Annotated in this window: 17 protein-coding genes; 9 read left to right on the forward strand and 8 right to left on the reverse strand. The window is 72.5% G+C overall.

What is annotated here, in order from left to right; genetic code table 11:
* Positions 1-171: 171 nt before the first annotated feature.
* The 7 genes from AB0L59_RS10355 (at position 172) to bla (ending at position 7898) form a co-directional block, all read left to right on the forward strand.
* Positions 172-1023 (forward strand): hypothetical protein, encoded by an 852-nt coding sequence (locus AB0L59_RS10355; RefSeq protein WP_365581438.1) that lies wholly within the window; start codon positions 172-174, stop codon positions 1021-1023.
* Positions 1024-1324: 301 nt separating this feature from the next.
* Positions 1325-1993 carry a fumarylacetoacetate hydrolase family protein gene (locus tag AB0L59_RS10360; protein WP_365581440.1) on the forward strand — a complete coding sequence of 223 codons (669 nt, stop codon included), beginning with the start codon at positions 1325-1327 and terminating at the stop codon, positions 1991-1993.
* An 18-nt stretch (positions 1994-2011) separates the two neighbouring features.
* Positions 2012-2584 carry an NAD(P)H-dependent oxidoreductase gene (locus AB0L59_RS10365; RefSeq protein ID WP_365581441.1) on the forward strand — a complete coding sequence of 191 codons (573 nt, stop codon included), beginning with the start codon at positions 2012-2014 and terminating at the stop codon, positions 2582-2584.
* Positions 2581-4056: a DHA2 family efflux MFS transporter permease subunit gene (locus AB0L59_RS10370; RefSeq protein WP_365581443.1), complete on the forward strand. Its 1476-nt coding sequence runs from the start codon at positions 2581-2583 to the stop codon at positions 4054-4056. The genes AB0L59_RS10365 and AB0L59_RS10370 overlap by 4 nt, the downstream gene beginning before the upstream one ends.
* Positions 4053-4484 (forward strand): heme-binding protein, encoded by a 432-nt coding sequence (locus tag AB0L59_RS10375; RefSeq protein WP_365581445.1) that lies wholly within the window; start codon positions 4053-4055, stop codon positions 4482-4484. Before AB0L59_RS10370 ends, AB0L59_RS10375 begins: the two co-directional genes overlap by 4 nt.
* A 166-nt stretch (positions 4485-4650) precedes the next feature.
* Complete coding sequence (locus tag AB0L59_RS10380; RefSeq protein ID WP_365581447.1) at positions 4651-6180, forward strand: MFS transporter; 1530 nt, start codon at positions 4651-4653, stop codon at positions 6178-6180.
* Positions 6181-6968: 788 nt separating this feature from the next.
* Positions 6969-7898 (forward strand): class A beta-lactamase, encoded by a 930-nt coding sequence (bla, locus tag AB0L59_RS10385; RefSeq protein WP_365581449.1) that lies wholly within the window; start codon positions 6969-6971, stop codon positions 7896-7898.
* A 206-nt stretch (positions 7899-8104) separates the two neighbouring features.
* Here bla and AB0L59_RS10390 read toward each other — a convergent pair whose 3' ends face one another.
* On the reverse strand, positions 8105-8494 hold the full coding sequence (locus AB0L59_RS10390) for a VOC family protein (RefSeq protein WP_365581450.1): 390 nt from the start codon (positions 8492-8494) through the stop codon (positions 8105-8107).
* A gap of 488 nt (positions 8495-8982) precedes the next feature.
* Between AB0L59_RS10390 and AB0L59_RS10395 the strand changes: the two genes are divergently transcribed.
* Together AB0L59_RS10395 and AB0L59_RS10400 are read left to right on the forward strand one after the other, a co-directional pair.
* Positions 8983-9165 (forward strand): hypothetical protein, encoded by a 183-nt coding sequence (locus AB0L59_RS10395; RefSeq protein ID WP_365581452.1) that lies wholly within the window; start codon positions 8983-8985, stop codon positions 9163-9165.
* A gap of 70 nt (positions 9166-9235) precedes the next feature.
* The gene (locus tag AB0L59_RS10400; protein WP_365581453.1) at positions 9236-10126 is read left to right on the forward strand and encodes an SDR family oxidoreductase; all 891 of its coding nucleotides are present in this window, start codon (positions 9236-9238) and stop codon (positions 10124-10126) included.
* Positions 10127-10152: 26 nt separating this feature from the next.
* Here the strand turns inward: AB0L59_RS10400 and AB0L59_RS10405 are convergent, their stop codons facing one another.
* The 7 genes from AB0L59_RS10405 to AB0L59_RS10435 all read right to left on the reverse strand — a co-directional run bounded on the left by AB0L59_RS10405 (position 10153) and on the right by AB0L59_RS10435 (position 19907).
* Positions 10153-11706 carry a N,N-dimethylformamidase beta subunit family domain-containing protein gene (locus tag AB0L59_RS10405; protein WP_365581455.1) on the reverse strand — a complete coding sequence of 518 codons (1554 nt, stop codon included), beginning with the start codon at positions 11704-11706 and terminating at the stop codon, positions 10153-10155.
* A 169-nt stretch (positions 11707-11875) separates the two neighbouring features.
* Positions 11876-12874, reverse strand: coding sequence for a hypothetical protein (locus tag AB0L59_RS10410; protein ID WP_365581456.1), 999 nt, complete (start codon positions 12872-12874; stop codon positions 11876-11878).
* A gap of 175 nt (positions 12875-13049) precedes the next feature.
* Positions 13050-14054 carry an aminoglycoside phosphotransferase family protein gene (locus tag AB0L59_RS10415; RefSeq protein WP_365581457.1) on the reverse strand — a complete coding sequence of 335 codons (1005 nt, stop codon included), beginning with the start codon at positions 14052-14054 and terminating at the stop codon, positions 13050-13052.
* A 125-nt stretch (positions 14055-14179) separates the two neighbouring features.
* Positions 14180-16009: an alkaline phosphatase family protein gene (locus AB0L59_RS10420; protein WP_365581458.1), complete on the reverse strand. Its 1830-nt coding sequence runs from the start codon at positions 16007-16009 to the stop codon at positions 14180-14182.
* Positions 16010-16185: 176 nt separating this feature from the next.
* Positions 16186-17412 (reverse strand): iron uptake transporter deferrochelatase/peroxidase subunit, encoded by a 1227-nt coding sequence (efeB, locus tag AB0L59_RS10425; protein WP_365581459.1) that lies wholly within the window; start codon positions 17410-17412, stop codon positions 16186-16188.
* The gene (locus tag AB0L59_RS10430) at positions 17409-18656 is read right to left on the reverse strand and encodes an EfeM/EfeO family lipoprotein (RefSeq protein ID WP_365581460.1); all 1248 of its coding nucleotides are present in this window, start codon (positions 18654-18656) and stop codon (positions 17409-17411) included. The genes efeB and AB0L59_RS10430 overlap by 4 nt, the downstream gene beginning before the upstream one ends.
* A gap of 477 nt (positions 18657-19133) precedes the next feature.
* On the reverse strand, positions 19134-19907 hold the full coding sequence (locus tag AB0L59_RS10435) for a polysaccharide deacetylase family protein (protein WP_365581461.1): 774 nt from the start codon (positions 19905-19907) through the stop codon (positions 19134-19136).
* Positions 19908-20272: the final 365 nt, after the last annotated feature.

A 20272-nucleotide genomic window follows, 5' to 3' on the forward strand; every position in this document is an offset into this window, starting at 1 on the left:
CGCGAACGTCGTCGACATGCGACGACCGGAAGCCGTCCAGAGGGCGCGCCCGGCTCGGCCGGCCCGCCCGGACCCCCGAGCGCCGTCGTTCACCACATCTCGCCCGCCTGCCCCCGCACGCCGCCGGCCGCGCGGCCCAGCGGGCCGGCACCCGACCAACGGAGGACTGCGATGAAGATCGCGCCGTACGACCCGAACGCGTTCAAGATGGACCATCCCAGGGGGACGGTCTCGTTCAACTACCTGCTCATGGGCGACCGGGACAAGCCCCTGGAGAACTACCGCTACATCCTCGGCCGCCAGGAGGCCGACTTCTACATGCCCCGGCACTGTCACACCTTCGAGCAGATCCGTCTGCCCCTGGTCGGCGACATGAACCTCGGTGAGCAGGGGATCCTGCGCGAGGGCGAGGTCGGCTACTTCCCCGAGGGCCAGACCTACGGCCCCCAGGACGACAAGCTCACCGACCCCAAGCAGCTCCAGCTCGTGCTGCAGTTCGGCGGCGCCTCCGCGCTCGGCATGGGCGCCGGCCGCGGCCGGGGCCCGGACAACGCGGAGGCACAGGCCGAGCGCCGCGCCCGCCGGGAGCAGAAGTTCCCCAAGCCCCGCTACAACGGCGTCGTCATCAGCGACCCCGAACACTTCAACTGGCTGCCGGTGGCCGGCTGGCCGGGGGTGAAGCGCAAGCACATCGGCACCTACACCGAGCGGCAGTTCTGGGTCGAGTTCGTCAAGATCGAGGCCGGCGCCGAGTGGATCTCCGAGAGCGAGACCGCCAAGCGGCTGTCCGTCGTGCTCTCCGGCACCGGCACGGTCGAGGGCAGCGGGATCGGCCGCCTCGGCGCCGTCGAGGCCGACGCCGGTGAGAAGGCGCGGTACGCGGCGGACGAGGAGCTGGTGCTGTTCGTCGTCGGGCTGCCGCCGATCCAGCCGCCGGTGGAGCCGGACGAGGACAAGTTCGTCACCGTGGTGACGGACGGGGGGATCCGGTTCGAGGACCCCAAGGACGCGGACGGGAAGTAAGCCGAACCCCCTCGGACGAGAAAGCACCGTCTGTGAAAATTGCCTCACGGCGGACGCCCTCCGGCGATCGGCTCCGTTTCGCCGAAGTGGTTCCGCGTCAACTCGTCGACATCCAGGCCGCCTTCGTACGGCGACTGGAGACCGACGGCGTGCACCGGGACGACGCTCTCGCCCGGTCCCGGCTCGCCGTCCCCGGCGATGTCCCCGCCCTGCTCCAGGCGGACCCCGACTCGGGGCCGTACGGTGGCTGTTCGACTGGGTCGTCCTGTGCGCCGACACCGGCGTCCTGGACGGGGACTGCATGTGGTCCGACGAGCCGGAGCGGCTCGGGCCGCCCGTCGGCCGGCCGCACACCGTCTGGTGCATGGGCGGCAACTACCTGCGCCGGCGCCCCGCGCGCGGCGAAAGACCGCCACCCCGGCGCGGGCCCGGCGGCGGCCTCAAGGCCACCGGCGTCCTCGCGGGTCCGCACGACGACCTGCGGTACCCCGCACTCAGCGACAAGGTCGATACGGAGATGGAGCTGGCGGTCGTGATCGGCCCCCGCTCCCGCTTCCTCACCCCCGACAACGCCATGGACGCCGTGGCCGGCTACGTCGGCCTCTGCGACGTCACCTCACGGGATGTCGCCGAACTGGACAACAACCGCATGGACCGCGCCAAGGGTTTCGACACCTACGGCATCTGCGGGCCCTGGTTCGTCACCGCCGACGAGATCCCCGACCCGCACGCCCTGCGGATCCGCCAGTGGGTGGGCGGCGAGGCGCGCCGGGACGGCAGTACCGCCGAGATGTTCCACACCATTCCCGAGCAGCTCACCTGGCTCACCGCCGCGCTCACCCTCGCGCCCGGCGACGTGCTGTCCACCGGAGCCCCGCCCGGCCAGGGCGCCGTACGGCCCGGCGACGTCGTACGCGGCGAGGTCCAAGGGCTCGGAGTCATCGAGAACAAGGTCGTCCTCGACGGCTGAGCGACCGGAGGTCACCCCATGTCCCCACCCAAGCTGCAGATCATCATCGGCAGCACCCGTCCCGGCCGACGCGGCCCGGCGATCGCCGCCTGGTTCCACGCCCTGGCTCTCAAGCACCCCGGCTTCGACACCGAACTCGTCGACCTCGCCGAGGTAGGACTGCCGTTGCTGGACGAACCGCACCCCCCGCAGCGCGGCCGGTACGAGCACGAGCACAGCCGGCGCTGGAGCGAGACCGTGAGCGCGGCCGACGCGTACGTGTTCGTCGTCCCCGAGTACAACCACAGCTTCAACGCCGCCACCAAGAACGCCCTGGACTACCTGGCCAGGGAGTGGCGGGGCAAGCCGGTCGCCTTCGTCGGGTACGGCGGGGTCGCCGCGGGTGCCAGGGCCGTACAGGCACTCGTGCCGGTCGTGACCGCACTCGGCATGGTGCCGCTCAGCGGCGCCGTGCACATCCCCTTCGTCCGGCTGTCGTTCACCGAGGACGGCAGGTTCGAGCCCGCCCCCGGGCTCGACGACAGCGCCACCGGGCTGCTCGACGACCTGCTGCGCATCGCCATGGGCCGCCCCGCCACCCCGGTCCGATGAGCGCGCGCCCGCCCACGGCACCCGCCGACCGCGTACGGGGCGCGGGACGCGGGCCCCGCATCGACGTCAGTCAGAAAGTGGCCGTCTGTGTCGTCTACGTGGCCGGGCTGTTCCTGAGCACCCTCGACATGACCATCGTCAACGTCGCCCTCCCGACGATCGGCCGTGCCTTCGACGTCCCCGCCACGGCCGTCGACATCGTGTCGATCTCGTACCTGGTGAGCCTGGCCGTCTCCGTCCCGGCCTCCGGTTGGCTGGGCGACCGCTTCGGCGGCAAACGCACCCTGCTCACCGCAGTCGCCGTCTTCACGGCCGGCTCGGCACTGTGCGGGATGGCCACGAGCCTCGGCCAACTGGTCCTGTTCCGGGTGGTGCAGGGCGTCGGCGGCGGCATCCTCGCCTCCGTCGGCATGGCGATGCTGCTGCGCGCCTTCGCCCCGCACGAACGGGTGCGGGCCTCGGCGGTCCTCAGCATCGCCAACGGCCTCGCGCCCACCCTGGGCCCGGTGCTCGGCGGCATCCTGGTCACTCAGGTCTCCTGGCGCGCGATCTTCTACGTCAACGTGCCCGTCGGCGTCTTCGCCACCGTCTTCGGCGCGCTGTGCCTGCGCAATCAGCCGGCCCGGCCCACCGAGCGCTTCGACCTCGGCGGCTTCGCGCTCGCCGCGTCCGGGTTCGCGCTGCTGATGTACGGCGTCTGCGAAGGCCCCGAACAGGACTGGGGCACCGCCCCCGTGGTCGCCGCCCTCGCCGGTGGAGCCTCCCTGACCGCCGCGATGACCGTCGTCGAACTGCGCAAGCGGACGCCGATGATCGACGTACGGCTGCTGGGCAACCGGCTCTTCGCCTCCGGCACCGCCGTGATGACCGTCGAATCGGTCACCTTTCTCGGCGCCCTGTTCACCCTCACTCTCTACCTGCAGGACGAACGGGGCATGACCGCGCTGAGCGCCGGGCTCACCACCTTTCCCGAGGCTGTCGGAGTGGTCGCCGGTTCACAGCTCGCCAGCCGGGTGCTCTACCGCAGGCTCCGGCCCCGCCGGCATCTGATGCTCGGCGCCGGCGGAACCAGTGCCGTCATCGCCACCATGGCGCTGATGCTGCGGGCGGACACCCCTGTCCCGCTGGTCGTCCCCCTGCTCTTCGGCATGGGCCTCGCCGTCGGTCAGGTCTTCGTGGGCACCCAGTCCGCGTCGTTCGCGACCGTGTCCTCCGTGTCCTCCGGCCGCGCCTCGAGCCTGTTCAACGTCGGCCGCAGGCTCGGTGGCGCCACCGGGGTCGCGGTGGCCTCCACAGTCCTGGTCGCGGCCGGAGCATCCGGCTACCGCGCCGCCTTTCTCACCCTCGCCGCCGTCAACCTCCTCGGCCTGTACGCGGCCACCCGCGTCAGCGACACCGACGCGGCGAGCACGATCTCCCCTCCCGAGGAAACCAACCACCCGAAAGAGAAAGAAGAGGAGCCACAGCCATGACCGCACTGACGCTGCACCAGGCGTCCGAGATCGTGGACGCCGCCCTGAGCCACGCCCGCGCACTGGGCCTGCGCCCGCTGACCGTCACCGTCCTCGACCCCGGCGGCCACCCGCTGGTCGTCAAGCGGGAGGAGAAGGCCGGCATCCTGCGCCCTCAGATCGCCCACGCCAAGGCATGGGGCTGCCTCGGCACCGGCCACGGCGGCGCCGCCGGCGCCCGGCACGCCACCCGCGACCCCGCCTTCTTCGCGGCCCTCGCCGCCATCTCCGAGGGCCGCATCGCCTCCTCCAAGGGCGGCGCGCTGATCCGGGACGAGGAGGGCGAACTGCTCGGCGCCGTCGGCGTGAGCGGTGACCGTCCCGACAACGACGAGGCCGTCGCCGTCTTCGGCGTCCAGAAGGCCGGTCTGGTCGCCGACGTCGGCTGACGACTCCCTGCACGATCGGGGGCCGGGACCGAGGTCAGGGACGGTACCGGCCCCGACGGAAACGGATGTGGCTCCCAGTGAGAGCCGCATTCCCCGGCGGGGCGCCCCCGCGCCCCCACGGCATCGAACCTCCGCACAGATAGCCGATGGGAAACCGAGGTACACCATGGCACACGCGCCGGACGACCTCAGTGCAACACCACCCACCCCCGGGCACAGGGTACGGCCCGGGACAGCCGAGTACCCCGAACTCACCACCCGGCGCCGCGCCCAAGCCCTGGCCGTGTGCATCGCCGCCGCCTTCCTGACCCTCCTGGACGTCAGCATCGTGACGGTTGCGCTGCCCTCCATGGAGCACCACCTGCACCTGTCGTCCTCCCAGGCCACCTGGTCGGTGGCCGGCTACACGCTCACCTTCGGACTCGTCCTGATACCGAGCGGGCGGCTGGGCGACGAGTTCGGCCGTAGGCGGGTCTTCCTCGTCGGCATCGCGCTGTTCACCGCCACCGGCCTGCTGTGCGCGCTCGCCCCCGACGCCACCTGGCTCGTGGCCGCACGACTCGCCCGAGGTGTCTCCGCGGGCCTGGTCGCACCCCAGGTCGTCGGCTTGCTGCACCAGATGTACCCACCACGCGAACGCGGGCGGGCCTTCGGTTACTACGGCGCCACAGTCAGCCTCTCCACCGCCGTCGGCCCCCTCCTGGGCGGTGCGATCCTCCAGGGCTTCGGCACGGCCGAGGGCTGGCGCTGGATCTTCTACCTCTTCGTCCCCCTCGACCTGATCGCCCTGCTCCTGGCCGTGCGCGTCCTGCCCGCGGGCCGACGCGCCGCACGGCACGGCGGCCTCGACCTCGTCGGCACCCTGCTGCTCGCCCTCGCGGTCACCGCCGTCATGCTGCCGCTGTTGCAGAGCGGAACCTGGGCGAACCGCCTTTGGTGGCCGGCCGGAGCCGGCCTCGCCCTGGTGGCCGTGTTCGTCCTCTGGGAGCGTGCGCTCGCCCGCCGGGCACGCCAACCCCTGGTCGACATCACCCTGTTCCGGGAGCGCACCTACTGGGTCGGCGCACTGGTCGCCGCAGCACTCTACGGCGGCTTCACCGGCATCTTCATCGTCCTGGCGCAATTCCTCCAGCAGGGCATGCACTACGCGCCGTTCAAGGCGTCCCTGTGCACGGTGCTGTTCACCGTCGGCTCCGCCGTCTGCGGCGTCGTCAGCGGCCGTGTCGTGCACCGGGCCGGCCGTCCGCTGGTCATCGCGGGCACCGCCCTCACCGCAGCGGGCCTGGCTGTGACCGCCCTGGTGGTGGGCGGATCCGGCGCCGGGGACAACATGTTCCTGCGGATGGCGCTGCCGCTGCTGGTGGCCGGGTGCGGCGCCGGGTTCGTCATCGCGGCCAACCAGACCCTCGCCCTCCAACAGGTCCCACGGCGGGAGGGCAGCACCGCGGCGGGCGTGTACCAGACCGGCATGAAGATCGGCACCTCGTTGGGCACGGCCCTGGCCGGTTCCCTCTACTTCAGCCGGCTCCTCGCCACCCACCGCGACTTCCCCGCCGCCGCCCGTACGGGCCTGCTCGGCGCGGCCGCCCTCGCCGCCGTCGCCTTCGCCGTTGCCCTGCCGGGCCTCACGGTCCGCGAACGAAGGGACACGGCACCGGCGGCGGACCTCGCGGAGGAGACCGAGCCGGCACGGTGAGCGAGCGCACCCGCCCACCAGTCGGAGAGGCAAGCACCATGACACCCGCGCAGGGCACCGTCGTCGACATCCCCGTCGAGGACGCGACCGCCGACGTCTACCCGTCGACGGTCTGCCCCGTCCCGCGGTGCTCCTCCGCTCGACGCCTTCGGGATGCGCCTCCACGTCCGGTCGACGGCCGACCGGCTCGCCGCGGCCGGCCACACGATGCTCGTGCCCCATGTGGTCCCTCGGCACGCCCGGGCCCCGGTGGGGGAACTGCCCGAGGTCATCGACGCCTCCGCGCCGACCGGTCTGGCACTGCCGGGCCGCCCAGGTACGCGGCGCGTACGTCGGCGATCATCCCGTCCGTGACGGGCTGGGCGGCGCCTTCCGTTGTAGCCGTTCGCTCGGCGGCCCGCAGCCCGTCGTAGCTCAGTTCCCGCTGGAGACCGTCGGAACATCTCGGAGATGTGCACGGTGTCGCCCGGCCGCGCGTACGCGAGCGGCTCGCCGACCTTCGGGCGTTCAAGCGGGTGCACCTCCGCCACGACTGCGCTCGGCAACGGTCTGCCACTTCTGCGCGTGTCCGGGTGGCTCGGACCCAAGGCCATCAAGGAGGCGCCGAAGACGTACGGACACCTCACGGCATGGTCCGGTGCCTTCGCAGGTCGGGGAGGCGACTTCGTATATCAATAAGGCATGAGGTGTTCACACTTCACTCTTGGACATGAGTGATGTCCGGCTGTTTCGCTGTCCCCGTCGAGCATCGCGAAGCCGATACACGGCCGATCAGGAGGACTGTGCTCATGACCAGCTCCCACCACACCGGCTCCCTGGCCCGGCGCGGCCTGTTCAAGGCGGGCCTCGCCCTCACCACCGCGGGCGTGACGGCCACCGCCGTCTCCGCGCCCGCCGCGTCAGCGGCACCCGGCGCCGAACCGCATGGCGCCGAGGCCGACTTGAGCGCACTGGAGCGGCGGCACGGTGCCCGGCTCGGCGTGTACGCGCGCAACGTCCGCACCGGACGGACCGTGTCGCACCGGGCGGGGGAGCGGTTCGCGATGTGTTCGACCTTCAAGGCGTTCGCCGCGGCGGCGATCCTGCGCGACCAGGCCGACTGCGCACCGCTGGACAAGGTGATCCACTATCCGCCGCACGACATCCTGTCCAACTCGCCGCGCACCGAGGAGCATGTGGACACCGGTATGACCGTGGCGGACCTGTGCGCGGCGGCGATCCAGTACAGCGACAACGCGGCGGGCAATCTCCTGCTGCGTCAGATCGGCGGACCCGCCGGACTCACCCGGTTCTTCCGTTCGCTCGGCGACCGGGTGAGCCGGCTCGACCGGTGGGAGACGGATCTGGGCAGCGCGATCCCCGGCGACCCCCGTGACACCACCACCCCGCAGGCCCTCGGCCGCGGCTTCGAGCGGCTCACACTGGGCAGGGCGCTCACCGGGCCCGACCGGGAGCGGCTGGTCGCCTGGCTGAAAGGGAACACCACCAGCGCCGCGCGGTTCCGCGCCGGGCTGCCGCGCGACTGGGTCCTGGCCGACAAGACCGGCACCGGTGACTACGGCAGCGCCAACGACATCGGCGTGGCCTGGACGACCCGCGGGACACCGGTCCTGCTCACCGTGCTCTCGGCCAAGCCGGCCCAGGACGCACCGGCCGACGAGGCACTGGTGGCGGAGGCGGCCCGCATCGTGGCCCGGGTTCTCGCGCCGGGCGAGTAGCGACCGGCGCCTCAGGACACACCACCTCCCGGCGGTCCTCGTACTCCAGGGCCCTCACCCCCGGGCCGACCTCGCGCACGCGCTCGTGCGCGAGGCCCTCACCGACGGGCATGTGCACGCCTGTCTCGACGTACGCACCACCGAGGGCACCCCCCGCCTCCTCGGCGTCCTCAGGAAGGAGGGCTTCGGCAGGTGAGGGCCGCCGGTTACGAAGGCCAGCCGCCGTAGGGGACGGTGATCAGTTCCATGGCGTGGCCCGCCGGGTCCATGAAGTACACGCCGCGACCGCCGTCGTTGTGGTTGATCGTGCCTGGCTGCCGCCGGTGCGGATCGGCGTAGTGCTCGATGCCGCGCTGCCTGATGCGGGTGTACGCCGCGTCGAACTCCTCCTCGGAGACCAGGAACGCGTAGTGCTGCGGTGCGATCTCGTCCTCGGGGACGGTGGCGAAGTCCAGTGTGACTCCGTTGCTCAGCGCGACCGCGACGAACGGGCCCCACTCCCCGGCGATCTCGAGACCGAGCAGTTCGGTGAAGAACTCGGCGGACTCCCGGTTGTCCCGGGCATGGACGATGGTGTGGTTCAACTCGACCGACAAGGAATGCCTCCACGGCATGTCCTGGCACCTCCATGCCTCACCCAGCCGGTGACCGGCACGCGATGCCGCCGTCGATCTTAACCGGCGTGGCGGCACGCGTCGACGGCGTCTCCTCCGGTTCAGCCGGCCGTGTCGCCCGCGGCCACGGGATGTGCCTCGAGTTCCGCGGTGGCGAGCAGATCGCTGATCAGCTCCGACGACCGCCGACATAAGTGCTGGTCAGATCAGCGTCACCGCCCACGCACCAGGCCCGGTCGGCGGGCCACCACGGGTCGGTCGAAGTCCCAGCGGCCGTATCCGTTCCACCGGCCGAGCCAGCACCGCTCGGGGGTGGTGGTGTGCCGGGCCGGCACGGGGACAGCACGGCCCACCGGCGATCCGGCAGTACCAGTTTCCCAGTACCGCCAGTAACATGATCACCTTGTCTTCGGGTGTACCAGTCAGTCAACTTGGCGCGTTCCCCGGACGTGCCCTGCCCGGAGATGGCGATGTCTTCTGTCAACGATGCGCTGGAAAACGCGCGCCTCACCTATGAGCGGCACATGCGGACGTGCCGTCAGTGCCATGCCGACGGCGCGGCCTGCGCCGTGGCCAAACATCTCCTGCGGATCTACAACAACGCCCGCAGGGACCACCTGCGGGCGGGAGGGCGCCACGCCACGACCGACTGACCGGGCTTTTCGGCCCGTCTGATCGGGGGAACCCGGTCGCCGTCCCGTCCCCGAGACGCAGGAGGCCGCCGTGACGGACCAGCACGGTGACCGGCCGAACCCGGTCACGCGGCACGCCCGCCCCGATTTCCCCTCCCAGGACCAGCCGCATCCGGGCTGGACCGGCCCCATGGACCCGCCCCCCGACCACGGCGAGGACTCCTACCGCGGCGCCGGGCGGCTGGAGGGCCGCAGGACCGTGATCACGGGAGGGGACTCCGGGATCGGCCGGGCGGTGGCGCTGGCGTTCGCCCGTGAGGGCGCCGATGTGCTGTTCACCCACCTCGCCGAGGAGGAGGACGAGGCCCGTGAGACGTCCCGGCTGGTGGAGGACGCCGGACGCAAGGCGGTCGCCGTCCCCTGCGACATCCGCGCGGAGGACAACTGCCGGGCGCTGATCGAGCGGGCGGTCGACGAGTTCGGCCGCATCGACGTCCTCGTGAACAACGCCGCCTACCAGATGTCCCAGCCGGACGGCATCGAGGCGATCAGCACCGAGCAGTTCGACCGGGTCGTGCGGACGAACCTGTACGGCATGTTCTGGCTCACCAAGTTCGCCCTGCCGCACATCCCGGCCGGCGGCTGCGTCATCAACTCCACGTCCGTGCAGGCGTACAAGCCCAGCCCGCATCTGCTGGACTACGCCATGACCAAGGGTGCGATCGTCACCTTCACCCAGGGGCTCGCGCAGATGGTGGCCGAGCGCGGCATCCGGGTCAACGCGGTGGCGCCGGGGCCGGTGTGGACGCCGCTGATCCCCTCGACCATGCCGGACACGAAGGAGTTCGGGAAGCAGGCCCCGCTCGGCCGTCCGGCCCAGCCCGCCGAACTCGCCCCCGCCTACGTCTTCTTGGCCTCCCCGCAGGCGAGTTACATCACCGCCGAGATCCTCAACGCGACCGGCGGCACTCCGCTGCCCTGACCTCGGGCCCGTACCCCTCGGGGACATCAGGCCCCGTACACCTCGCGCACGTTGGCGCGCGGCGGCGGGGTGTGCCGGACCGCGGGGCCCTTCGCGAACGCCCGCAGGAGGTTCTCCGTGGTGCGGGTGACGAAGGCGCGGGTACGGGCGTCCATGCCGTGGTCGCGCCCGAACACGCCGGTCCCGGCCGCCAGGGCCTCCACCCAGCGCATGGTCCCGGTCGCGAACACACCGGCGCCACTGCCTGCCGTGTAGTACGCCGAGTCGCTGTGGCTGGGCCGCCCGCCGCAGACCAGCGGGGAATGGGCGACGATCTCCAGTGGGCCGGGGGTGGGGGAGCCGGGGGTGATCCGGTCGTACTCCACGCCGACGAGATGCGCGAAGCCGTCGCCGGGACGGACGCCGGTGCCGTCGTACAGCCAGTGGTCGGCTGCCCGCACGACATAGGGGGCGTCGACGGGATAGCCCTCGTAGAGCACGCCGGTCAGGGAGGACTCGGGATCCGCGGCGGGCGGGAGACGGTAGTCGGTGGTCACCAGGGCCGGCCGTGAGCCGTAGCAGGGGTCGGCCCGGTAGGCGGTCTTGTAGCAGACCACGGTACGGTCGTCCGCCCCTTCCCCGGCCTCCAGCCGGGCCCGGCGGAAGCAGGTGTTCGCGCCGAGGAAGGCGATGTTCGTCCCGGCGTCCCGGGCGGCGGTCACCTCGGCCCGCTGCTCCGGCGTCCAGTATTCGTCGTGGCCCAGGCAGACGACGCAGTGCGCGCCGCGCAGCACTCCGGGATCGCGGTGGACGTCGACGCCGGTGGTGTAGGCGAGCGGTATGCCGAGGCGCTCCGCCAGCACCACCAGCGCCCACTCGTAGACCTGGAACTTCTCGGCGCCCGAGCGGTCGTAGGGCCGGTCGAAGCTCACCGCGAGGGAGCGGGTGGCGTACGCCCCGGACGCGCCGTTGTAGAGGCTGCTGCCGCCCCAGCGGTTGTACGCCTGCCAGGTGGCGGGGGCGTGCAGCAGGACCGTGCGGCCCGTGCCGTCGGTGGAGCGGACGATCAGCGGAACGTACCGCTGGTGACCCGTGTCCGCCTCCAGCCTCAGCAGGTAGGCGCCTTCCGGCCAGCCCGAGGTGTCCACCGGGAGCGTCACCGGCCAGTCGGCGCGCACGGTGCGGGTGGCGGGCAGCACGCGCGGGGCCGGCTGGGCGCGGCCGGGTATGCGCTCGGACGTCCAGATCCGGCGCGCCTGTCTGCCGCCGTACCAGCCGACCCGGAACGCGGACACCCGGAACGCCGGGGCGGTGGTGGACACGTGCAGCCCGAACTGCTCGCCCGGACTCACGCTGACCCGGTCCGGATAGCCGGCCACCGCGTCCGGCGGGCCGGTGTCGCCCAGACGCCACTCGGCGGTGCCCGGCGCGTCCCGCTCGGCCTCGGGCCGGAGCCGCCCGGCCGGGGCCGTGGTGGCGTGCGGATGCGGCGGTGCCGCCGTGCACGCGGCGGCCGTGCCGAGGCCGGCGCCCGCGCAGAGGCTGAGAAAGCGCCGGCGGCCGAGGCCGTCGGGCGGCGTTGTGTCGTGTGCCGGGGCCACTTCACCTCCCGGGGTGTGTCGGCTCCAGCGTCCCGACGCCCACGCGCCCGGCGCAACCCGCGGAGCCCGGCGCACACCGGCCGGCAGGCCGCGCGCACCAGCCGGGCGGGGGCACCGGCGGTACGGCCGAACGGGTGACGCGGCCGGCGCCGTCCGGCACTGTCGGGCGTCAGGTGCGGAACCCGATGTGCACGTGGTCGTGGTGGGTGGCGTCGCTGAAGAACTGACCGGCCCCGCCGCCCGCCAGCGGCACGGGACCGCCCACGTTGTACGACCCGGCGGCCGCCGCGTCCCGCATGAACCGCTCGATCAGACCGCGTGACGTCGCCGGGTCGACGACCGCGTGACCGTCGATCCGCCACACGTCGAAGGCCCGGCCGCGCGGATGGTCGCTGGGCCGGCTGGTGCCGAACACGTCCAGCGGGTGCCCGGAGCGGACGACGCTCACCTCCAGGCGGTACGTCCGCGCCAGCGCGAGCATCGCCCTGGCCACGCTGGTGTGCACCTGACCACTGCGCAGGTCCGCCGCCGCGGCGGGAGGCAGCATGATCCGGTCGTCGGACAGCACGGTCCGGACGGCCGGCGCGGGCGACCGGACGGCCGGACCGGGGCGGGCCGGATGCAGGGCGCCGACCGTCCAGCCGGACCCCGACCGGGAGAGACGCACGTCGACCGTCGTCCCGCCGGCGCTCACCGTGCCACCGCGCCGGGTCCACTGCCGGCACACCACCAGCACGCTGGCCGAGCGGGACAGGATGCCGCCGTACTGCGCGTCCACGACCTGCAGCGCCGCCTGGTCGGCCGTCGGCAGCAACGGCCCGGCCTGTGCCACGAGGGCCGTCGGCAGCCCGAGCGCCGCTACCCGCTCCCGCGCCGCCGCCGCTTGGCCGTGTCCCTCGGCCCAGGCCCCGATCGCCTCCACCAGTCGCACGGCCCGCAGTTTCGCCGCCGGTTGCACCTCTGCGGACGTGGGCCGCCAGGGGGTGGTGCGCGGCAGAGCGGGAGAGGGCGACGGCGACCCGCCGCGGGTCGCGGCCCGCGGCGACGGGTGCGCCACCGGAGCCTTGCCGCCCGAACAGCCCGCCGCCCCGAACGCGACACCGGTCAGCGCCGCGAGAAGGGCACGGCGGCCGGGCGGGGGAGTGGCGGGCACACGCGAGTCGGTCATGGGGACCAGTGTCCGCCGCGCGAGGCGCGCCCGGCGAACGCGAGCGGCACCTCTCCCGCGGGGCACCGCCGGGCGGCCCGGCGCTCCCCGCGCGAGCGACGCTCATGGCTCCCCGCCCGGTGGCACGTGCGGGCGAGGCGGTGACGTCCTCGGCATGCCGGAGGGACCCGGCCGGCTAGGCGAACGGCGGGTCGTCGAGGATCCCCAGCAGGGACTGTGAGCTCTGTTCGGCACCCGGGACGGAGCCGGAGGGATCGGGAAACGTGCGGCCCCAGGACGCGGCGCGGGTGAGGGCGCTCAGGCGCCAGGCGAGGTGAGCGGCGCGGCGCAGGTCCGCCGCCGTGCGACCGGGAGCGGCCCAGGGCTCCAGGTAGGCGTCGAGCAGCCGGGCGAGGACCTGCGGCCCGTACCGCGCGCGAGCCTTGGCGACGGGGATCCGCAGGCTGCAGAACGGGTGGGACACGGCCGCGTCGCCCCAGTCGAAGAAGGTGAACCGGCCCGGCGCCGGGTGGAACAGCTGGCCGTCGTGCAGGTCGGCGTGGTCGAGGGTGTCCTCGATGCCGAGGGACGCGAGTTCGGCGCACCAGTCCGCGAGCCGGGGCCGCAGCTCCTCCAGCCGGGCGCGTGCTTCCGGGGGCAGTGCGGCGCTCCCGGCCAGCAGCCCGTCGAACGCCCCGGGCAGGTCGGCGGTCCGGGCGGAGGGCACCCCCAGCCGTTCCATGTCGGGTACGTGCGGGGTGAGCGCGCGCTGCATGCCCGCGTACCGGCGCAGCAGCTCCTCCCAGGTCCCCGACGCGACCGGCTCCCGGGAGAGCACGGTGCGGAACAGCTCTCCTCCGTCGGGCAGCAGGACCCACGCACGCTCGGCGTCGACGGCAAGCGGTTGCAGCACCTGGCCCGGCACCCAGCGGGCCAGCGCGGCGGTCAACGGGCCCTCGAAGGCGCCGGCCGGCGGATTCGCCTTGAACCAGACGGCGTCCCGCCCCTCGACGGGCACCCGCACCAGCACGGACCACGGCCGCAGCCGCACACTCAGCTCGCCGCTCGTGCGCAGGCCGCGCGCGGCGAGCTGCTCCGCCACCCAGTCGAGGGCCGCGACCCGCCACGACTCCTGCTCCCACGGAGTGGGCGCGTACTGGTGGTTGCTCCGGTCCACGACGAACGAGAACTCACGTTGCACGGCACCATCTCAACATCGCGAACGAAGAGCCGGCCACCCCGTTTCGCGGGGCGCCGACCGCGGGGTGCGCGAACGCGCCCCCGGTCACCGACCGGGGGCGCGTCACTGGGTGCGGAACTGCGGGATCAGGCCTGCTGCTTGCGGCGCAGCGTCAGGTACGTGCCGGTCGCGCCCGCGGCCAGCAGGGCACCGACACCGAGGCCGACCGGCAGGGTCGGGAAGCCGGAGGAGTCGGTCGACGCGGCCGTGTTCTGCATGGCCGGGCCGGGGGTGATGCTCGTGGACACCGGCGCGACGTGCTTGATCGGGCCGACGTGCTCGACCGATCCGTCGGAGTTCAGCAGCACCTGCTTGTTGTTCGGGTGCCGGAAGTCGAACATGCCCGAGAGGGAGCCCGCCGTTGCGTCGAAGGAGTGGTCGCCGACGCGGCCGGTGCGCCAGTTGTCCTCGATGAACCGGGTGATGGACGCCTGGTCCGTCAGGGTGTGGTCGACCTTGTTGACCTTGCTGTACGGCGAGATGACGAGCAGTGGCTGGCGGGTGCCGGGGCCGCAGCGGTCCGCGTAACCGCCGGACGCCTTCGGGCCCTTCTGGCAGGCCGGGCTGTCGGTCGCCTTGCCGTTGGAGCCGAGCGAGGTGTCCGCCGAGCCGTTCTTCGGGGCCACGTAGGCGTGGTCGTACCAGCCGTCGGAGTCGTCGTAGGCGACGACGATCGCGGTGGACTTCCACTGCGGCGAGCTCTGGATGGCGTTGATCTGCTTCACCAGGAAGTGCTGCTCGTCGGTGGGGTCGGAGTAGCCGGCGTGGCCGTCCTGGTACTCGCCGGCCTTGACGAAGCTGACGGCCGGCAGCTTGCCCGCCTTCAGCGCCGCGGAGAAGTCGGTGAGGTCGTAGTTGTGGTTGGCCTGACCGTTGTGGCCGATCTCGGACACGCTCTTCGGGGCCAGGTGGTGCGGGTTGGCCGTCGACTTGTAGTACGCGAACGGGTTGTGGTGCGGGCTGTAGTCGACCGCGGAGGCGCCGCCCACGTTGGTGTGCGCCGTGTCGCACTTGGCGTACGAGCCCGACTTGCCGTCCCAGGCGGTCGACGGACGGAAGCCGCCCTGGAACCAGCCCCAGCTCACCTTCTTGGCGTTGAGCAGGTCACCGACGTTCTTCCCCTGCATCGACGCCAGCGCGTTGCTGCTCGTGTGGTCCTTGTCGGAGCAGTCGTCGAAGGCCGGGTCGGGGTCGTTGATGACCGTGCCCACGCCCTTGGCGTCGGGGGACTTCACCGTGTACGCGTCGGGCGTCGACGTCTGCTTCGGGTTCTCCGTGCCGGAGGCCGGGTCCACGGAGATCACGCCGTGCGTCTGACCGGAGACCAGGTTCAGCGCGCCGGGCGTGGAGGGGCCGTAGACGGAGCTGAAGCTGCGGTCGGACATGGAGTAGTGCTGGGCGTAGTTCCACAGCGCGGTGACGGTGTTGCCGTCGTAGTAGTCCATGACCAGGCCGGGCTCGCCGAACAGGCCGCCGCTGCACTTGTCGACCTCGGTGTTCTGCACGAACTGGTCGGCCTTGCCGCCGTTGTACGCGAGTTGCTCGGCACCGTAGTTGTGGTTCTGGTCGCAGGTCATCGCCTGGGACGGGGACAGCCGCTTCGGCGCGTACTGGTTCGGGTTCTTCTTCAGCAGCCCGGCGTGCGCGAGGGTGTCGATGTCCTTCGGGGTGTTCTTCGACGCCGTGAACTTCGTGCCGTCGGTGTTGGCGGCCTTCGGGTACGTGGCGAAGTAGTGGTCGAAGGAGATGTTCTCGTCGAAGAGCACGACGACGTGCTTGATCGGCGTGGCGGTCGAGGACTGGCCTGCGGACACGGCCGCCCAGCCGGGTGCGTTGCTGCCGAGCACGGTGAGCGCGGCGGCTCCCGCGAGAGCGCCCAGGCTCCGCATCGCGGCTCGTCTTCCTCTGCTGGCCATGGTGGTCTACCCCTTTGGACAGAACGTCTGTGCGTCGTACGAGCAGGGATGCTGCGCCCGTTGCGGGGCGCGTCGGCGGAGCCATGATTGCGCGCAGGTGAACACCGAGTCAGGGATCCTGGGGCAACTCTTGACGATGTGTTGACCCGATCGGGGGCCGAGTTGTCCGGACAGGTTCAGCCGAACAGGGCGCGCCCGTACCAGTCCGCGGCGTCCCGTACGCCGGGCAGCGCGAAGAAGTAACCCCCGCCGAACGGGCTGATGTAGTCCGTCAGCGGCTCACCTTTGAGCCGGTGCTGCACGGTCTCGAACTGCCGCTTCAGGTCCTGCTGGTAGCAGGAGAACAGCAGGCCCATGTCGAGGTTGCCGTTGTCGTCCATGCCCCGGTCGTAGTTGTACGCACGGCGCAGCAGGCGCTGGTCGGCGGTGGCGGCGGTGCGCGGGTTGGCGAGCCGCATGTGCGCGTCCAGCGGGATGACGTCACCCTTGGGGTCGTCGGCGTACTTCGGCGTGTCGTGTTCGTGGTCGCCGTCCAGCGGCGCCCCGGACTCCTTCGCCCGCCCGAACATCCGCTCCTGCTCGCCGAGCGAGACCCGGTCCCAGAACTCCACGAGCATCCGGATGAGTCTGACGACCTGGTAGCTGCCGCCGACCGCCCAGTCTGGCTCGCCCATCCCCCTGTCCACCCACACCAGGCGGTCCATCTCGCGGGCGCTGGTGGTGTCCGGGTTGGCGGTGCCGTCCTTGAACCCCAGCAGATTGCGGGGTGTTCCGGCTGGCCGGGGCGGGCTGGAGAAGCCGTCGAGGCGCCAGCGGACCTGCGCGGCACCCCGGGTGTGCCGGGCGATGTCCCGCAGCGCGTGCAGGGTGGTGTCCGGCTCGTCGGCGTGCAGTTGGAGGCTGAGGTCGCCGTGGCACCAGTCGGCCCGGAGGTCGTCGTCGGGGAAGGCGGGCATGGCGGTGAGCCGCCGGGGCCTGAGCGCGCCGAGCCCGTACCGGTCGTCGAAGAGCGAGGCGCCGACGCCGACGGTCACGGCCAGTTGACCGGCGGGCAGCCGGCCGCCGAGGACGCCCGAGTCGGCGGGCGGGCCGGTGATGCCCACCGGGGACGGCGTCCCACCGGAGGTGAGGAAGCGGGCCCGGTCGGTGAGCGTGCGCAGCAGGTCGGTGAGTTCGGCCCGGCTCTCGGCGGTCACGTCGAGGGAGGCGAACACGCAGGTCCGGCGTGGGGCCGCGATCGCCGACGCCTGGTGCACGCCGTGGAAGGGGGCGACGGACGCCGTCGTCGTGGTGGTGGCGGTGCCGGGGGCGGCGGCGCTCGTGGCGAGGCCGGCGCCCGCCAGGGCGGCGCCGCGCAGGAAGCCGCGCCGGCCCAGGCCGTCGGGTCGTTCGGCGGTGCTCACACGGTCCTCCGGGGGTCGCACAGGGTGGCCACCGACGCCAGGCGCTCCACGAGGTCGCCGAACACCGCGTTCACGTCCTCCCGCTGTGTGCGGGTGAGACGGGCCGGCGGGGTCCAGGTGGCGCCGTGGTGGAAGCCGTCGAGCGTGTGCCGGGCGCGGTCCAAGTCCTTCTGGAGTTCGGCAAGACCGGCGTACCTGGTCGCCAGCAGCGGGCTCAGCCGGGACAGCACCTCGCCGGTGCCGTCCAGATTGGCGCGGGCGGTGGCGAGGTTGCTGCCGCTGCCGTAGTCGGTGCGGGCGGTCAGCTCGAACTGCACGGTGTTCTCCAGGATCTCGTGCGCGCGCAGACCCAGCTGGGCGGGGTCCATGCGGGTCTGCGACCAGTTGTCCCGCAGCCCGGTCACCGCCTTGACCAGCGCGGCCGCCGGGGCGCGCAGGCCGGCGGCCGAGTCGCCGTGCCACAGCCCGTACTCGATGCGGTGGAAGCCGGCGAAGTCCTTGTCGCGCACTCCGCCGGGCAGCCCGGCGTCGGTGCCGTTGATCGCTCCGTCCGCGTCCCCGAAGGCGTCGTACGCCGCCCCCAGCCGCTCGTACTCCAGGTGCGCCGGCAGCCAGGCCGACCGGGCCGCCGCGAGGTCGCCACCGTCGATCGCGTCCCTGAGCTTCGCCGTCAGCCGCACGACGTCGTCGAGTCCGGTGCCGACCCACTTCTGGTAGGCGAGGGCGGGCGGGATCAGATCGTGCTCCGAGAGCGGTGCGGCGCCCGGGCCGCGCTGTCCGCCGGTGATGTGCACGCTGGGTCCGGTGACGGCGTCGGCGTCGTCGGGCACGCACTTGAAGGCGTACGTCCCCCTGCCCAGCCGGACCGTCAACTGCCGTGTCGTACCGGGCCCGATGCCCTCCACCTCGCCGTAGACCACCTGGCTGCCGGGGTCCTCCAGGTACACCTCGGCGGCGGCGTCGGACGAGTTGTGCAGGTCGAAGGTCCGCACGCCCGGCTCGGGACGGGTCCAGCCGTGGCCGCAGCGGCTCTCCGACACCTCGATGACGATGTGCCCCGACGGAGCGCCGGCGGCCCGGCCGTGGCGCGGGCCGCCGAGCGAGGAGCCCAGCAGCGTGCCCGCGAGGGCCACGGCGAGGACGACGAACACGGCGGGAGCCGTCCGCAGACGAACGGACCGCGTGCCGAGGCGAGGCAACGGCATGGCGAGCCTTTCCGGGACGACGTGATGCAGCGGCCTCATGGTAGGCACCCCTCCGGATCCGAACAGCCGTCCCAGGACTTCGATGACCAAGATTTCCCCCGGGGTTCACCGGCGCGTGGCCGGCCGCCGCCGTCCCGCATCGAACAGAGGCACCTCGAAAAGAGGTGTTCGTGCGGCCGATGCCCCCGCCTCGCCTCCCTCCGGCCCACGGCTGTCATCCCGGCCAGGTCGCCGAGCTGTTCGTGCCCCACGTGGGCGAACCGGTCCTGCCGCTCGTGCCGTTCCCGCACGGCGGCTTCCGGCGCACCGAGCGCGACCGGGGCAGTGTCGCCGGACTCGTCCGGGCGCCCGCTGCCGACCCTGCGTGGACCGGCGAACTGGGCAGCGGGCGGGGTGCGGTGGCGGACGTGCTCGGTGGCGGGCGCACCCAGGTCTCAGGTCCCGGGTCCGTGGTCGTCGACGCGGTCCGCGTCCTCGACATCCCCGCAGGCGACGTCGCCCGCCCCGAGGACCCGTTCAGCGCACCGGGAAACCGAAGGAGTAGCCCTGCTGCTTCAGCCAGGGCAGGAGGGCGCGCAGCGCGGCCACGGTCTGCGAACGGTCGCCGCCCGCGTCGTGGAAGAGGAGCGTCGGGCCGTTGGCCAGCTCGCTCTTGACGGTGGTGACGATCGCCTCGGTGCCCGGCCGCTCGAAGTCCTTGGAGTCCACGTTCCAGCCGAGCGGCCGCATCCCGTGCCGGGCCGCCAGGTGCCGGCTGTACGGGGTGAAGGCGCCGCCCGGAGCCCGGTAGTACATCGGGCGAACGCCGCCGGACGCCTTGGTGATCTGCCGCTCGGCGTCCAGGATCTGCTGCGACTGATAGGCCTCGGGCTTCTTGTCCATCGTGGTGTCGTGCGACACCGTGTGGTCGCACAGCCGGTGCCCCGCCGCCACCACCTGCCGGACCAGCTCCGGATGCGCCTGGGCCTGCGGGCCGATCATGCAGAACGTCGCCTTCACCCCGTACTCGCGCAGCACTTGGAGCACCTGAGGGGTCCAGACCGGGTCCGGGCCGTCGTCGATGGTGATGTTCACCGCGTGCGCGCCCCCGTCCGAGGCGTGGGCGATGTCGGCCGACACGGGTGCCGCCTTCGGCGCCGCGGGACGGGCCGCGCTCCCCGTCCCCGCCGCAGTTCCACCGGGCTGGCCGGCCTGCGCGGTCCACACCGACGTGGCGGCCGCCAGCGCCGTGACTCCGACCGCCGCAGCGACCACCCGGCCGTACCATCCCCGCCCGCCATGCCGCGCCATGCCCCGCCCCGTTTCCGTGCCGTGTCCCTGTGGTGTTGTGCACGCGTGTTCCGCGCACCTGTCAGGACGGCCGGGGTTGATCGCGGGATCCGGCTGTTACCGATCACGGACAATTCCGGGGCGCTTTGGCGACAGACTCCCGACCACCGCGGCGGACAGCGGCGGAAGACACCGCGGATAACGGGGTACCCCGTGTCGTACGAGGGACGCAGCAGCACTCATCGGGCCCGAGGGACAGGGTGATTCGGATGCCGCCACCAGCAGCGCCGACGTACGGCTCGGCCGCCGGGCCGCCACGGCCCGAGGCCCTGACGAGGATCATGCTCCGGCCGCCGGCCGGCCGCCTGCCGCTGGGCTTCTTCGCC

The sequence above is a fragment of the Streptomyces sp. NPDC052109 genome (assembly GCF_040680195.1).
Classification (GTDB): domain Bacteria; phylum Actinomycetota; class Actinomycetes; order Streptomycetales; family Streptomycetaceae; genus Streptomyces.